The following is a 16062-nucleotide window of genomic DNA, read 5'->3' as shown; positions in this document are numbered from 1 at the left end:
GATTTTCGAGAGGACACGATGAATAACGTTAAATATCTAATGCTTGCCGCTACGCTGGCATTCACCAGCCAAGTTCAAGCCGCACCAGGTTGTAGCGCCGCTAATTTGAATGGCAGCTATGTGCTATATCAAAACAGCGTGGCGCTGGCTAATCTGCATACAGGACGTTGTGAGATTACGATTCTTAACGGCGTCGTTGGAGGTTCTTGCGCATTCACTACCACGCAAAGCGGGGTGATCACACCGGGTTTCGCCGGCCCGGTCAGCGGCACCGCCACCATGAACACCGATTGCTCTGCCGTGGCGCAACTAGACTTCTCGCCGGCGCCAAACGTCACCGTGCAATCATTCTTTGATTTGCAATTTACCCCGGACAAACAATCATTTATCGGGCAGTGGACCAATAATTTCGGCTTACTGGGCACTTCCGCCGGTACCCGTTTCTCTCCGTTCCTGCCCTCCACACCTGCGCAATAAGGTCTGATGATGACAACTAAATCTTTAAAGCTGGTCTTGGCGGTTGCTGCCTGGCTATTGGCGCCCGGCGCGAACGCGGCGGTTTACAATTTTGTGCAAACCGGTTTTGACGACGGGGCGACGATTTCCGGTAGTTTTACCGTCAATGATGCCAATAACTCCGGGCAGATTAATGTGGGAAGTGCCGTTTGGGGAATGAATTTCAACGAAATATCGGCATTTTCTTTATCGTTTTCCGGTAACTCTATTGTTGGTGCGTTCACCCACAATCTGGCCGAATTATCGGTAATGGTTTACAACCTCGGCAGCCCTTACCTTGGCGACGAGATCCACGGTGCGCAACAGGAACTGATAGCCACCAACTATTTTGGCACCACCGGCTTTGATTATTACAGCGGCATGGGCTTTGGCGGCTTCGGTGGCGCGGTATTCGATAAAGCCAGCAACGCGACATCTTATAGCTACGACTTGGTGTCGGTAACCCCGGCCGCCGTGCCGGTTCCTGGGGCAATTTGGTTGTTTGGAACGGTGCTGGCGGGAGTTGTCGGTATGAAGAAGCGTAAAGCTTGATTGCCAGTTGCAAGGCTTGGATAGCAAAAACGCCCGCTAAGGGCGTTTTTTTTGACTGACCGTTTCTTAGTGATGTGGGTCGCAATCAATTCGCAACGGTCAGGCGGTTTTTTGCAGCTTTTTCAAAATGCTTTTACTGATCCGTTCCACAAAGTCTTCGGGATTTTCGTAGTCATGCTCTCGGATAAACTCCACGACCGATGTCACCAATTTTTTGGTGTCGGTGATTTCCTGGTGCGATCTGCCGCAACCGCCGCAGTGGGTGCCTTCGGATGTGCATTGGTCGATACAAGGTTGGTATTTCATAGAGTGTTCTCAAAGGTTAATGGCTAAATGGTGATTATTGTAAGTGGCGGCAGCGAGTTACCGCAAAACTTAACGCCAACATCGGCTCTTTGGCTTCCCATATGGGATAAATTGCTGCTGACGCTATTTTGATAATTATCGTCATTTCAATATAAGCGATTGAAATTAATCAACTATTCTGTTAAATAACATAGTTCAATAACTTGAATTAAATAATTCTAATATTACAATGTAGTTTGCTTTGATTTGGTATAGCTCATTGGCAAACTGACGCTTCCGGCTGCTGCCGGTTTTAAAACTGTTCGATCAGTTTACAGATTTCCAGCTTTTTTGACGGTTTCAAGGGCGGAAAGGTCTTAATGATCGTTGCTCGTGCCAATAGCAAATTGAAGCTATTTTTGACTTTTGAGAGGCGAATTATGGAAAAAATCAGCACAGACAATCAGCAAACGGTCCGGCATGCTCCCTCGTCAGTAACAACAGGTCTCGGCTTATTGGGTTTGTTGGCGACTGGCATGCTGCCTCTCGGCTTTACCTCGGCGGTTAACGCCGATGACACAATCGAAAACTCTCTGGTTGATGAAGTGGTACTGGAAAAAGTCATCGTCACCGACAAGTTTCCCGGGGTAAAGGCCTTAAACGCTTCAGATATGGAAGCGGATATTCTCACCAGCAAGCGTGCGGCGGTCAGCGATACCGCCAAACTGCTGGAAGATACGCCGGGGGTGAGTTTATACGGTGCCGGCGGCGTGTCCAGTTTGCCGGTGATCCACGGCCTGAACGATGACCGGGTGAAAATCGACATCAACGGCATGACGCTGACCTCGGCTTGCGCCAATCATATGAATCCGCCGCTGTCGTATATCGATCGCAGCAATATCGGCAAAATCACCATTTTGACCGGCGTAACGCCGGTGAGCTTGGGTGGCGACAGTATCGGCGGCACGATTTCTGTGCAAACGCCCGATCCGGTATTTGCCGAGCCGGGTAAGGATATTTTACTGGACGGCAGCGTGTCCTCGTTTTACCGCAGCAACGGCGATGCTTTTGGCGGCAGCATTGCCGCCGGCGTGGCGACGCAAAATGTGCGATTGGACTATACCGGCTCGCACACCGAGAGCATGAATTACAACGACGGCAACGGCCAGATCGTCAAATCCACCGCTTACGAGAACCAAAACCACTCGGCAGCTTTATCCTTCAAAACCGACAAACACCTAGTCGTGATTCGCGGCGGTCAGCAGCATATACCGTTCCAGGGTTTTCCGAATCAGCGGATGGATTTGACCAATAACGACAGCATCTTCGGCAATATCATGCACAAAGGCAGTTTTGATTGGGGTTCGCTGGAGAGCAAATTCTATTTCGAAAGCACCCAGCACAGCATGGATATTGGCGAAGACAAACACAGCCAGTTTCTGGATGGCACGGCCAGCGGCGGCAGCTTTGCGCCGCCCAATGATCGGATGCCGATGGAAACCCGTGGCCGCAACCTGGGGTATAAAATCCAAGCAGAAATTCCGTTCAACAAACGCGACACCTTCCGCATCGGCAACGAATATCACAGCAACAAAATCAACGATTACTGGCCGGCGGTCCACACTAATACCAGTATTGCCGCCAATAATACCGATGCCCGCAGTGCCTATTGGATGATGGCGCCGGAAGCCTATCTGAATATCAATAATGGCGAACGCGACCGGGTGGGTTTTTTTGGCGAGTGGGAAGCCAATTGGGACGCCAAATGGCGCAGCTTGTTGGGTCTGCGCTACGATCACACCACCACGAATATCGGTGAGGTTCAACCCTACAACCCAAATTTGATCAACACCGGTCCGACTCGTACCGTGGATAGAGCCGGGGCGATTACCGCGCTAAACGCCGCCAACGCCTTTAACGCCCGCGACCGCGAGCGCAGCAACGACACCTTTGACGTGACCGCTTTGGTGCAATTTACTCCCAACGACATGAGCCAATACGAATTGGGATATGCCCGGAAAAACCGCGCGCCTAATTTATACGAGCGCTATGTATGGGGCGCGCGCAATATGGATATGGCGATGATAGGCTGGCATGGCGACGGCAACGGCTACGTCGGCAATATGGACTTGACCGAGGAAACCGCGCACACCGTCAGCTTGACCGCCGCATTCCACGAACCGAAAAACAATCTGTGGGAACTGAATGTCACGCCGTATTTTACCTACGTGAACAACTTCATTGATGCGGACCGCTGCGTCAGTGCTTCCAATGCGGCGGCGAGCGGGTGCAAAGCCACACCGCAAACCGCCACCAACAGCTTCGTCTATCTGCAATATGCCAATCACGACGCCAGACTGTGGGGGATGGATGTGTCCGGCCGGACGCGGATTTACAAAGACCCAACCGTCGGTGAGTTTGCCGCACATACCACGATGAGTTACGTGCGCGGCGAGCGCATGGACGGCGGCAATCTTTATCACATGATGCCGTTCAACATGAAGCTGAGCTTGGATCACCGTTTGAGCAGTTGGCAAAGCGCAATAGAAATGCAATTCGTCGACGGCAAGGACGATGTGCAGGCCATACGCAACGAAACCGAGACAGCGGCGTATATTTTGTTAAATGCCAGAACCGGCTACGAGTGGGGCAAAGTGCGTTTTGACGTGGGTCTGGATAACGTGCTGGACAAGCAGTACTACCATCCTTTGGCGGGTGCTTATTTGGGCGATCGCTACGGCATGAATCCAACCGCAGCCGCCAATGTCACCGTACCCTGGGGCAGAAACATCGCCGGGATGGGACGTTCGGCGTTCGTGGGCTTGACGATCAAGTTCTAAGGCCGTGTGTGAGAATTAGTGGAAATTGATTGAACGAAGCCATTTGATTGTTGTGTCACGACCTAGGTGGGTTTTGACACAATGATTGGAAAATCGCGGGCTTTTAGCCTTAATCGGTATTCATCTTTGCGGCATGGTGTTGTTGTGACTTTGGGGGGGGCAAGTCTCGGCCAAAAACTGCCGGTCGCGACTGGCCGCTTTGGGGCAATGAATATGGAAAAATGAATTTGGCAAAATCTTGAAAGAGGGGTTGTTGAAAAACTGCCATTGATTAGGAGCAACTCGCGCTAAGCGAACACCAAGGAAGGCCAACTAAGTTTTGTCGTCCTCGCTCTTCTTGTACAACTAGGCTTTGGGGGTAGTGATCGATGCGTGTGTATAGTTGCTGCACTTTTCGCCTTTTATGCCCTTTGGATATTGAAGTCGACCATGGGATTACGGCCGCCGTGTTCCGGCGGCGTCGAACCGTCTTTCTTGACGAAACTCTTGTGCGAAGCCAAGGCTTGGATCAGCATGCCGTCCACCGAAAAATGCACGTCAGAGATCAGTTTTTTCCATTCGGCCAAGGCCAGTATCCGTTCGAAAAACAAACTACTGATATATTCGTTCAGCAAGCGGTCGCGATTGGCGCTGAAGGTAGAGTGATCCCATACGGTGTCGCCCATCGTCAAGCCGACGAACCAGCAGTACAGTAAGTCGAAATCAATATCTTCCACCAATTACCGTTCCGAACGAATGGAAAACAGCACTTGCAATAGACTACGCGCAGCAAGCGTACCGGAGGGATCATCCCGGCCACGCCGGGCGTAGATTGTGTTGAAGTGTGGCGAGCAGCAGGTCGACGACTTTACGCAACTTGCGAAGCGGATGCTTTTGGGGAATCCGGCTTTCCACAGTTCGATAACTGTAGAGTTCTTCTTGAGTGATGTCGGTGCCGCGCATAGGGGAGATACAATATATTGGATATAGAACGATTTTATCATATGGAACAGTGTCTTACGACTTGTCTGCACGTCTAGCGCAACAAATTAATGCGACTTGCGCAGGAGATAAAATCAACCGCCTGCTAAAAAACCAGTAACTATCCGATCAGGCCTGAGGTTTTACACAAGAAATCAACATATAATCAAACAAGCAATCAACATTGAGAAATTTTATGAAACAGACCAATCTCTTCACAGTTTTGCTTTCCGTATTGATGGGCGCAATAATCGTAGTCAGTACCATCAGGATGATTTCTACAGGATTTATTACAATTAATAACTTGGACGTCAGGACTTCTAACACTGCTGGTTTTGGTTCAATCGAAACGTCTGGCGACAACTCCAAAATCGCTTATGAAAAAATCATTCAATCCGGTGTAATTCGGTGCGGCTATGTAGCTTATCCGCCTGGACTCATTAAAGACCCGAATACGGGGGAAATCACTGGTGTTTTCCCCGAGGTATTGGAAGAAGCCGCCAAAAATCTTGGTCTAAAGGTGGAGTGGACGGAGGAAGTTGGGTGGGGAACGATGGTCGAAGGCCTTCAAACCAAACGATATGACATTATTTGCTCTCCTGTTTGGCCGCTCAGCCAACGAGCAAAAGTAGCGGACTTTACCCAACCGATCTACTTTGGGGGAGCTGAGGCATATGTTCGGCAAGGTGATGACAGATTTGATGCGAATCTAGAAATTCTTAACAATTCAAAATATCGCATAGCGACAATTGATGGTGAAGTTACAGAGGCAATTGCGCAGAGAGATTTCCCTAAGGCAAATAAGCTTTCACTTCCACAGCTTACTGATATATCGCAAGCGTTGTTGAGTGTGGCTGAAAAAAAAGCGGATATTACCTTTGTAGAGCCTTTTGTCGCTTATGATTTCATCAAAACTAACCCAGGGAAAATTCGTCCTGCTCGTCCAGGTAAACCAATTCGTCTCTATGCGAATACCATGATGCTTCGTCAGGACGATACAATTCTAAGGCGAACATTAGATAATGTTATTGACGAATTAGTAAACAACGGATTTGTTGATCAAGTTCTGAGGAAATATGAGCCTTTCCCCGGAGCATTTTATCGTCGTGCACAACCATTTGAACTGGTTAAATCAGAGTAATCAACTTTGTCGGATAAGAGCTTATTAATATAGTATATGGGCATTTTTCAGATCATCATAGACTATCAGGAAGCTTTTCTAAAAGGCCTTTGGGTTACGGTCAAACTTTCGGCTATCATCTGGAGTGTTGGGATTTTTCTTGGCGGTTTGTTAGGAGTTATTGCGGCGCGTGCCCCAGCAACAGTGGGTTTATTTGTCTCTATCGGAGCATTTTTCCTTTCGGGTCTTCCAATTCTTGTTCTTCTTTTTTGGCTTCACTACCCTTTACAAGCCACACTTGAGATCGTAATAGAACCGTTTATTACTGCAGCTTTTGCGCTATCGATTGTAAACACGTTTGGGGTTGCACAAGTTGTACGGGATGCAAGCATCGATTTTCCTCAACAATATATTTTGGCAGCAAAAGTTACTGGTTTAACTTCGCGCCAAGCTTTGTTTCATATCAAGCTACCTATCCTACTCAGGCAATTGATTCCAATATTGCTGAATTTGCAGGTTGTCATGTTTCAATCAACATTATTTGCTAGTTTGATTTCTGTTGAAGAGATTTTTCGAGTTGCTCAGCGCATAAATTCGATGATTTATAAACCAGTGGAGATATATTCTGCATTAGGTATTTTCTTTCTGTTGATATGCCTTCCTTTAAATGGATTAGCGTTATGGCTGCGATGGAAATATACTAGAAACATTTCTGAAACATAATCAAGCTATGCTTAATTGCCGCAATATATACAAATCTTATGATAATAACTCAGTGCTTTCTGACGTATCTATTGAATTAGATGATGGAACAATTACTGCGCTGATTGGACCTAATGGTGCCGGCAAATCGACTCTTCTACGTATTCTCGCTTGCCTAGAACCACCAAATTCCGGAACGCTAACCATAGGAGACAAACAAGCGAATTATCCACTCGATATGTGGTTCAGAAACTTGCAACCATGGCCCAAAGTTACGGCGGTATTTCAGCAACTCTTCCTATGGCCGCATTTGACGCTTCGAAAGAATATTCTCTTACCTCTCGAATTAAAAAAAAACTCATCAGCAAATGATATTGTTAACGAGATTATTGAACAATTTGATATGGCTAGCTTTATTGACCGATACCCAAACGAAGTATCGGGCGGACAAAAGCAACGTGTCGCTTTAGCACGAGCTCTTGCTTTGAAGCCAGATTATCTTCTCCTTGACGAGATAACATCGGCTTTGGATGTAGAACAGGCAGCAGAAATCGTCAAACACTTAAATAATCTTAAAAATGATGGGATGACTATATTATTGATTACGCATTATCTTGGATTTGTCCGTCGCATGGCAGATAAAGTGATTTTTCTCGAAAATGGATGTATTCGTGAAAGTGGCAACTTTGAGATTTTAAATAATCCCCAAACGCCTGCTTTAATAAGTTTTATGAATGCATTCTCAGAACTAGAAGCCCTTCAGAATAATATTTAGACTATATGGGTAGTATCATGAATGATGCAGAAAAGCGTAGAAAGTTTTTTTACGCAATGAAAGAAGCAAATATGTATGATGAAACCATTGAATGGGTCGCTCCGCATTATTGTTTAATGCACGAAATGATGTTTCAATTGGTTGAAGAATCGCTCGGTGATGAGTTGGTTAGTAACGACCAGAATATTATTGCTCTTGACATTGGTTCAGGTACAGGAGAAGAGGCAATAAAACTTTTAGAAAAGATACCTACACTAAAACTCATTGGAATTGATCTATGCCAACCTATGCTTGATATATTTCAAGAACGAGCCGATGAGTTACGTATTGATAGGAATAGATATAGGTTAATAGAAGCTGACATACTTGAAGAAGAAATACTAAATAAAATTCAATGTCAAGCAAAGGATAGCTTTAACGTCACAAAATTTAATTTAGTCATTTCGGCTTTCACCATCCACCATTTTTCTTCTGACGAAGATAAAAATGAATGCGAAAAAGAAAAGGTATTTGGTTTAATTCATAGCCTTCTCAAAGATGGTGGCGTGTTTATATTGGGCGATCTATTTAACTATAAAAAAGAATCAGCGATTTTGACTGATACAATTGCCAAATGGGAAACAAATTGGATTTCAGATAATTTTGAGAGGGAAGCAAAATCAGCAGATGACATAGATTCTGAACGAGCCATGAAACTTCGTGAATTAAAGAATGCTTGGGTTTGGCATTATCGGTGGGAAAATAAACTAGATAGCATGACTAGGCAAATGGAGGTGCTTAAAAGATCTGGCTTTACGGAAGTCGGAAATCCCTTTCGATACTGGCAAGTCGGATTGCTTTGGGCTAAAAAGTGAGTGTAAATCTACGATGCTAAGATCAACTTAATGCCAACGGAATAATTAATGGAAATTGAGAAATTTGCCATAGAATTGGAAAATGCATTAAATGATTGGAGAAAATGTCCAAAAGAAGAATATGAAGCGGTACTTGTTGCGACCACTAATAAAATCGCTTGTGCTTTTAATGTGCTTGGAGGCGCATATGGAATAGCCAATATGGGGACGAACTCATTTGAGCTATGGAGGCATTATCCTGATACCAAAGACAAAGACGAAAACCTATTTCCTTATCTTCCACTAGACGACTCCATACTTAAAAGTCCACCAAAAGAGTCCATACTTGAAAAATTAGTTTCATACCTTAATACTAATGATAGGGACTCAGGGAAAAAGCATCCTTTAGAAAAATTATATTCCAATTGGATACATAATTTATTTCAAATGCAACGAGATAAGCAGGTTATCAATGATGCAGCCGCTCCAGTTTTAGTCCCTGAGTTTTATCGGAAAATTGAAGAGGAACCATTTACGTATGTTAACTCTGCCGACATTGTTGCCAAATTAAAAGCATGGCTTGATATTTGGCGGTATGCAGCAGTATCAACAAATGGCTTAAAAGCTACTTCAGAACGAGCTAGGGACAGGCGTAATAAATCGGCGTATGAAAAAACACTTGATAAAAACTTGATCGACATTATTCAGCAGGGCTGGAAAAAGGCGGGTGAAAATAAAGATTCAGAGTTTTTCTGCTTACCAGAGTATTTCTTCTTTATTGATAATACGCAGAATGACATCCAATCTTTATGTAGCTCCGTAACGGTCAAAGAAGTTTTTGATGCGCTAGAAAGAAAAGATAATGTCCCAATTGAAAATAATTATCGAGATAACTCGAATAATTACCTTATTAAGGAAATACTTCTCTTACATGATGACGCTCTTTTTCCTGTAATACCTTATTTATTTTTAAATATTATGGATATACGGAAGTTTGGCCACTGTGTGGTACCAATATTACATTCGCCCAAGTTTCCAATCGAATATACAATGCCAAAAAAACCTGGACAAATTACAAATCCAGAACCTAAAATATCTACTTGTGGCATTGTTTTTTTAGGAACAGTACAAGAGAGCGGGCATATCGAAGATGATATTGGCTTAATTAAGCTATTTATGCAATTTGCAAGTGCACCTTTAGCAGATACCGTATATTACGGTAATTATCAGAAAAGCAGATTAAAGTCGCAAGCCTTTCGGGATATTTTTGATAACATCACGCATGAATTATCAAATTTACAATCGTTTCTAACAAATGATTTTTTAGTCAAATTTTCGACAGCTATACCAAGTGGATCTGATCAATTTGGACGATTAGAGCAAAACCGTAACCAAATGGTTAGAACGGAAAACTGGCAACTAATAATGGCTCCGAAAATATATAAGTCAGTAGCTGATAAGTTTACTCTCTGGACTGGAAAGGGTTGGTTTAACCGTGTTGAAATTTCTACACCAATGCCTTTGATTGATGCACTTTACAAGCTTACTGAGGTTATTGCTTCAAGCCATGTTGCGAAAACGTTTTCTTCTATTGACGTTGTTGAATCTTCTTTTAAAAGAGATATTGATGATTTATTTTTGAAACAAAGTGAAGCTCTATTCAAGAAAATACAGTCTCTTATCCTATGTGATTCACGTTTATACTGGATACCACTCAAAAGTGAAGGTTCCGATATAGGATTTGCAAGGTTGTTCAGCGCAAGTCTTTCGAATGCTCTTGAAAAAACTGAGGATCTGAAATCCTTAAAATTTGACTATGATAAAGGCAATATTTCATTTCTGATGAAAAATCATGCGACTGAGCCAGGCAAAAAATATGATGGAGGCACAGAGGCTGTTATTCGTTATCTAGTTCAAGTTTATGGCGGAGATATTGATAAAGTAATCTTTGATTATGATTCTGAATGTAATAATTGGATAACGGCTTTTTCCATGCCTGCAGAATTTATTAAGTGGCGTCAGGAGAGTTAATAATGAAATTCTATATTGTTGATGATTACGCAGAGCGTGCAAAAACATTTATTACTGAAATCAAGAAGCGCCGCGCCCATGAAGTTCTTTGGCTCAGACCAGAGTTAGCTGATAATATAAAACTAGATTTTCCCGCCACAGATGATGAACAACGAATTGACTCAAAGGAAGGGCTCATTAAATTCATACAATCTAAAGCTAATGAAGACATATCTATTTGGATATGGGATGTAGAACTCATTTTTCCGCATGAAAAAATTAATAATTCTGACTATGACCTTGGCACCGACCTTCAAAAGGCTTTGTTCGGCTTGCTCGAAGTTGGACATATCATGGATTTAATAAGCAGCTCAACAGCTACCGGACTTATTGTTCAAAAATGGACTCATCAAAAAAATGAAATTGAATCTCGGCTCAAACAATCGGAGAAATCATGGAATCTACTTTTTGATGATCAGCGTACTAGATGGGTAAATGACATTTTAGACCAATGTCTAGCAGCGACAACACCAAAAAAAATATCAGCGTTATGGAACAAGCCAAATTGGAAAAATCATTTTTCGGACGCGGGAGAAGGTCTGCCCCATATATTTTCAGACCAGTTATGGGAAAAATTTCTGCCTGTAATCACTGAATGCCTGGGTATGCAAAAGTTGCCGGACCCTATTGCCAGAATAATTAAGGAAAATTTTGAAGGATACTTTGAAGCACTGAAAACATTGATTGGCGGCCATGCAAAATGTCATGTAGAAAGCGGTTATCTTCCATGTATCGGTGTTCTCCCAATCTTATTCCTAAGGTCTGCCATACAAAGTGGAAAATGGAATGAAAATGAACTTAAAAGATTGGCTACTTACTTCAGGCTTGAAAAATCCTGTAGGGAAGTTTTATTGTGTAGTGAACATCAGTCAAAAGATCATATTCGTGCTTGGCTAGGCCTTATCGCAGATCGCCTTTTCCCGCTTCTTGTTGAAAATCATGAACGCGATGGAAAAGCAAATATATCGAATTGTGAGATAAAGGCAGGTAATTCCAAATTTTTTAGAATTGTTTACGATGAGCCTTGGTCGAAATTAGTAGAAAAAATGCACAATTTTTCCTCTGAGGGTGGAAATACCTATGAGTTACTTAGAGCTCTTGTGTTCCATCTTGGCGATTGCGGAGAAAAATTGGGAGTTGATGCTCGTTCCATAGTGAATGTCAGAGTCATTGATACCAGAACGGAAATAGAGTTTCGCGTCTCATGATTTTATTATTTGACATTACCAATCCTGACAGGGCATACAAGGCAATTAACACCGATATCGACATTCTTCGTTGGCACGATGACGGTTGGAGAGATATAAATGGTCGAGAATTCACTATTTGTAACACTGACGATACAGATGCCAATAATTTAATTTCAGCTTACAAATGCTGGTTCTTAGTCCACGAATCCGATTGGGCAAGTTTTTCCACCTGCGAGTGGCCAGACATACTCAAAGATAGACCGGTAGTCCGTTTTTCTGCTGGGGATTTGTCTGCTGAACTTGAGGAGGGGAATTGGGTTCGCTATAGATCCGTTTCTGCTACAGAACCATTTACAAAAGAAGAGTTGATCTCCCTTGAAAATTGGGTATTAAAGGGCTGCTCTAATGAAAATAAACCATGGTTATTATTTGATAGCAAACAGCTCTACCTATCAGGTTTGAATATTATTCTTCAATTAGCTCAGCATGTATTATCTCAGCATATTATCGATCCATGTCCACACCAAATAAATAATCTAACCAAACAAGGTTTGAATGTGATTAGCAGAGAATGGTGGTACAAACGATTAAGTAAAGAGAGCGATTTTGATGAAAAAATCAAAATTGAATGGACAAGAAGAAAGGGCTGCTCCCTTTCAAATTCAAATGAACTGTTCCTGTTTCTAAACTGGGTGAGAAATGAAGGTTACAATTATGATTTCCAATCGAACTATACAAAGCTTTTGGAAGAAGTAAAGAGTGCAATTTGAATTTATACCAGATTCAAATTAAGACTGTGTTTTACAAAAAAAGCCAGTATCTTAAATAGAATACAAACCCCTGATTGTTTTCGTTTTCAGCATGTAGCGAATATCAATTTCTATCGCAGGAATGATTTAGCTCATTAATTCTAATATATAATCCGATGAATGTGTGATTGAAATATAACGGCAAACTTGATCAATAAAACCATGTCGCATTATCTCATTTTGGCCCAATCCGAAGTCACCGCCCTTGCGTTAGGGGGGTGGTTAGAATTGCTTAACGAACCTGAGCTACAGCCTACCGATCCTAAGTGCATTATCTGGGATCGCGAGTATTATTCTGGCGGCGAAGGAGCCGTATTGGCTTATGAATATTTGGCGAGTGCTATTGAATGCGTGTCTGGCGGTAATGAAGGAAAGATTCCGTTAAATGAAATCGTGGTTTTGGTTGATACGGTAAGGCCGAAAGCCCTAAGCGCAATTGCCGAAGGAATCACTTGGGATAACCTGATTGCTATGCTGATTTTGACATTTCCTGAGATTCACTGGGTTTTTGGGGTGATACTAGGAAGCTTAGAGGATCTAAACGAACAAGAAGAGCATAAAGCTAAGTTTTTAGTGGCTGAACATTCTCTGCCGAGTTTACTTTCCTGCCCAAGAAGAGACGCCATATTCGATTCTTTGGAATTACGGCAATGGGTAAAGGATTGCACGGTTAAATTTGATAAGGGTAATAACCTGAATCTTCCGAATCGAATGCACAAAGCTGCGGCAATTGAAGATGAAAAGAGCTTTGCTTATTTTCATGGTTACACCTCTTTTCGTTATGGGTATCGCACGGATGTCGTTACTTCTTGGACCTTGATGTCGAAATTGTTCAACGATGGACAAAATGACAAAGGGCATGGCTTCGAGCTTCTTCTTGAGGATATGAGTCTTAATTTTCCTGATAAGCCTCTAAACAAAAATATACTTGATTTTGATATTGACAATGATAAAAAACAAGGCCGGGCATACCATTTTCTAAGACTCCATTCGGCATGCAAAATACACGAAAATTCTAAGTTCAGGATTCTAATAACAACAGGCCAAGATATGCCTTGTCACGACACTCTAAAAAAAAATCTCATTTATTTAAAAGAACACAAAAAAGAAGGTTGTGGACGAAAAGTATTAAAACCGTCTGGCGGCATGATGGATCTCTGGCAGAAGGCGGGACTGTTCAGGTTTCTTCGGGAAAAGCTAAATAGACGTGGAAACGCCAAGGGTTTCTTTTGGCCACCTAGGCTACTTACTCCAGATGCCTTTGCTGAGGGGATCGGACATGGCGCCCCCGGAAAACTTATGTTGATTGCCGAAACCTTGTTAAACCGCGCATTAGAAACACTACCGAAAGCCAATACAGTCCAGGACTTCATCCAAGGTGCGGTATTGGCGACAGAGGCGGCGGAACTTCTCAGCGGCATGACACCTACCATGACTTTACAGGCATTGGTGCTAAAGCATGAATTCGAGGCCAGAGCGGAATGCGCATTCGTGGGGGTTGGCTATCATTTCGACGTTAAAACCCGCGCCGATGAAATCGAGAATGAAGTTAACGCTATTGCCGTAAGGTTTGCAAAGAATAAACGGCGAGAATCAGAATTGCACTCGCTCATCACCATTATGAACCGCTTGGCCCAAGTTTTCCGCGAGGCTGGACGTTTCGAGGAGGAACACGAGTGCATGGTGCGAATGCGCCGCTGGCATCGGCATTTGGTTGGTTTGAAAGTAACTAATCCATTCCGTTTATTAACCAACGGTATCTTGTGGTATGCGGAATTTCTTCTAGCATCTTTCCCTTTATTCATGCTTGTGATTCTATTGTGGCTCGGCGCTTCATGCATGGCTTGGTGGTTCATAGATGGAAGTTGGAAGGCCGCTATTTCTGGAGTATGGAGCGCTTTCTTTTCTGGCACTGCCGCACCCGATAAATCGTCTTGGTCTTTAATTGGAATTACCTGCATAATTGTTGCGTCTGGATTTTTCCATCTGGGCGTATTGGTAGCTTATATTTATTCTTTGATTTCTAGGAGATAATCGCTATGTCTGGAAAAAAAGCAGCATATTGGCTTATTTTCTTGGCTGGCGTTTTAATAGTTATTGGTCAAATTATTCTTACGAACTATAGCGGTCGTCTTCAGTTCTTTGGCCAATTGTTTATTGCGTACGCAATAGTTTGTGGTTGGTATGTATTGGTTTTTCATTGTCGCTCGAGGTTTTTTATTGCAATTGTTGGTATTTTGGTATTAAGCGCTTGGCTTTTTAATAAGGTCTTTGAGTCTATCAATCATCTTGCGCTGACTAAAGAATCTGCTTTCATTATCGCAGTGGCTATCTTTGCGTGGCTAGCTATGTCGTGTTATGTGCTCGGTCTTCTCAAGGATTGCCTGTCAGAAGGCGATGAAAAAGCGAATGATGGCACGGAATACTGCTTTGCAAATCACGGTGCTGAGCCAACTACGAGGAATCGAACACAATTTTTTATATTCCTTGCCATTGTTTTTAGTATTCTCGGCGTTTACGCTTGTCTAATTGCCCCATTTAAACAGTGCCCTCTCGCAAATGGTGACGGACATTCGGGTAACAATCAAGGCGCAAGTTTTACAACACCAGGGGTCTACCCTGCATCAAAACCGATCGAAGCTGTACCCAAAATCTCTGGTTTGCCTTCGGAACCGGTTAGCCCTCCACATGCGTCGACACCTCCATTGGTTAATAGCGGCTTCTTGGGTATACTGGCCGACATGGCTCTCAATGCTATAAAAGCAGCAGAAAGTAAAGAGTCAGATGCTTCTTCGCTTCCCTCAGTTGCGGCAACGGAATTCATAAAGGGCTTTTCTAGCGAAGCCGGAAAAGCCCCAGTGAGTCTATTCAGCGACCTAATTAAGGCAGGATTCGGCAAGAATACCGATAAGGACATCAGCAAAGAACGGGCTGAAATATCCTCGGCCATTCTGCGAGTATTGATCAATGACAACCCTTCTTTGGCGCCACCAATATTCCTTTCCTGTCCTGAGAATAAAACCACTGCGCGCCCCCCCTTGAGTGAACAAATATTGTTCGATACTAATGAATCCAAACTTTCCAGGTCGGCAGACCATACCATTGATATCATTCGCACTATTGCACAAGCTCACCCTACTTCAATTCTACTCCTTTCAAGCAATACCGACACTACAGGGTCAGCCGCACGAAATCGTACCCTCACAAAGCAACGAACTGATGTTGTTAGGGAGCGACTCATATCCTATGGAGGCATTGAACCAAGTCGCATCTTTTCGTCAGACCTAGCAACCCAGTCTCTTCCCGTTATTACTGCACCGAATATGAGTGAGCCGCTTAATAGATCAGTGATTATCAAGGTAAGGGACTGAGCTTTAATATGTTGTTTGTAGCACGTCACGAATGTCCGGTTCAGGGAAGCATGAAATCAC

At 43.4% G+C, this 16062-nt stretch carries 13 protein-coding genes and 1 pseudogene; 12 read left to right on the top strand and 2 right to left on the bottom strand.

The window, feature by feature from the left end; translation table 11 throughout:
• Window positions 1–18 precede the first annotated feature (18 nt).
• Together EBB_RS23335 and EBB_RS23330 are read left to right on the top strand one after the other, a co-directional pair.
• Window positions 19–477 carry a hypothetical protein gene (locus EBB_RS23335; RefSeq protein ID WP_192396046.1) on the top strand — a complete coding sequence of 153 codons (459 nt, stop codon included), beginning with the start codon at window positions 19–21 and terminating at the stop codon, window positions 475–477.
• Between the two features lie 9 nt (window positions 478–486).
• Complete coding sequence (locus tag EBB_RS23330) at window positions 487–1047, top strand: PEP-CTERM sorting domain-containing protein (protein WP_192396045.1); 561 nt, start codon at window positions 487–489, stop codon at window positions 1045–1047.
• 99 nt (window positions 1048–1146) lie between these two features.
• Here EBB_RS23330 and EBB_RS23325 read toward each other — a convergent pair whose 3' ends face one another.
• Window positions 1147–1353, bottom strand: coding sequence for a DUF1289 domain-containing protein (locus EBB_RS23325; RefSeq protein ID WP_033155285.1), 207 nt, complete (start codon window positions 1351–1353; stop codon window positions 1147–1149).
• 419 nt (window positions 1354–1772) lie between these two features.
• Between EBB_RS23325 and EBB_RS23320 the strand changes: the two genes are divergently transcribed.
• Window positions 1773–4172 carry a TonB-dependent receptor plug domain-containing protein gene (locus EBB_RS23320; protein ID WP_225587725.1) on the top strand — a complete coding sequence of 800 codons (2400 nt, stop codon included), beginning with the start codon at window positions 1773–1775 and terminating at the stop codon, window positions 4170–4172.
• A gap of 348 nt (window positions 4173–4520) precedes the next feature.
• Here EBB_RS23320 and EBB_RS26245 read toward each other — a convergent pair.
• Window positions 4521–5114, bottom strand: a pseudogene (locus tag EBB_RS26245) (transposase); the annotation flags it as partial.
• Window positions 5115–5328: 214 nt separating this feature from the next.
• Between EBB_RS26245 and EBB_RS23305 the strand changes: the two are divergent.
• The 9 genes from EBB_RS23305 to EBB_RS23265 all read left to right on the top strand — a co-directional run bounded on the left by EBB_RS23305 (window position 5329) and on the right by EBB_RS23265 (window position 16002).
• Complete coding sequence (locus EBB_RS23305) at window positions 5329–6273, top strand: substrate-binding periplasmic protein (RefSeq protein ID WP_192396041.1); 945 nt, start codon at window positions 5329–5331, stop codon at window positions 6271–6273.
• A 36-nt stretch (window positions 6274–6309) separates the two neighbouring features.
• Window positions 6310–6975, top strand: a complete 666-nt coding sequence (locus EBB_RS23300) for an ABC transporter permease subunit (RefSeq protein WP_192396040.1) — start codon at window positions 6310–6312, stop codon at window positions 6973–6975.
• Between the two features lie 7 nt (window positions 6976–6982).
• Entirely contained in the window at window positions 6983–7729 is a 747-nt protein-coding gene (locus EBB_RS23295) for an amino acid ABC transporter ATP-binding protein (RefSeq protein ID WP_192396039.1), read from the top strand.
• Window positions 7730–7746: 17 nt separating this feature from the next.
• A complete protein-coding gene (locus EBB_RS23290; RefSeq protein ID WP_192396038.1) occupies window positions 7747–8583 on the top strand; it encodes a class I SAM-dependent methyltransferase in 837 nt (278 codons plus the stop codon).
• A 48-nt stretch (window positions 8584–8631) separates the two neighbouring features.
• Window positions 8632–10593: a hypothetical protein gene (locus tag EBB_RS23285; protein ID WP_192396037.1), complete on the top strand. Its 1962-nt coding sequence runs from the start codon at window positions 8632–8634 to the stop codon at window positions 10591–10593.
• Between the two features lie 2 nt (window positions 10594–10595).
• The gene (locus EBB_RS23280) at window positions 10596–11840 is read left to right on the top strand and encodes a hypothetical protein (RefSeq protein ID WP_192396036.1); all 1245 of its coding nucleotides are present in this window, start codon (window positions 10596–10598) and stop codon (window positions 11838–11840) included.
• Complete coding sequence (locus EBB_RS23275) at window positions 11837–12592, top strand: hypothetical protein (protein WP_192396035.1); 756 nt, start codon at window positions 11837–11839, stop codon at window positions 12590–12592. Before EBB_RS23280 ends, EBB_RS23275 begins: the two co-directional genes overlap by 4 nt.
• A 186-nt stretch (window positions 12593–12778) precedes the next feature.
• Complete coding sequence (locus EBB_RS23270) at window positions 12779–14665, top strand: hypothetical protein (protein WP_192396034.1); 1887 nt, start codon at window positions 12779–12781, stop codon at window positions 14663–14665.
• 5 nt (window positions 14666–14670) lie between these two features.
• Window positions 14671–16002 (top strand): OmpA family protein, encoded by a 1332-nt coding sequence (locus EBB_RS23265; protein WP_192396033.1) that lies wholly within the window; start codon window positions 14671–14673, stop codon window positions 16000–16002.
• Window positions 16003–16062: the final 60 nt, after the last annotated feature.

The organism is Methylomonas fluvii (assembly GCF_014850975.1).
GTDB lineage: Bacteria > Pseudomonadota > Gammaproteobacteria > Methylococcales > Methylomonadaceae > Methylomonas > Methylomonas fluvii.
The sequence above is the reverse complement of the archived record's forward strand: the minus strand, read 5'-3'. Positions and strand labels throughout refer to the sequence as shown.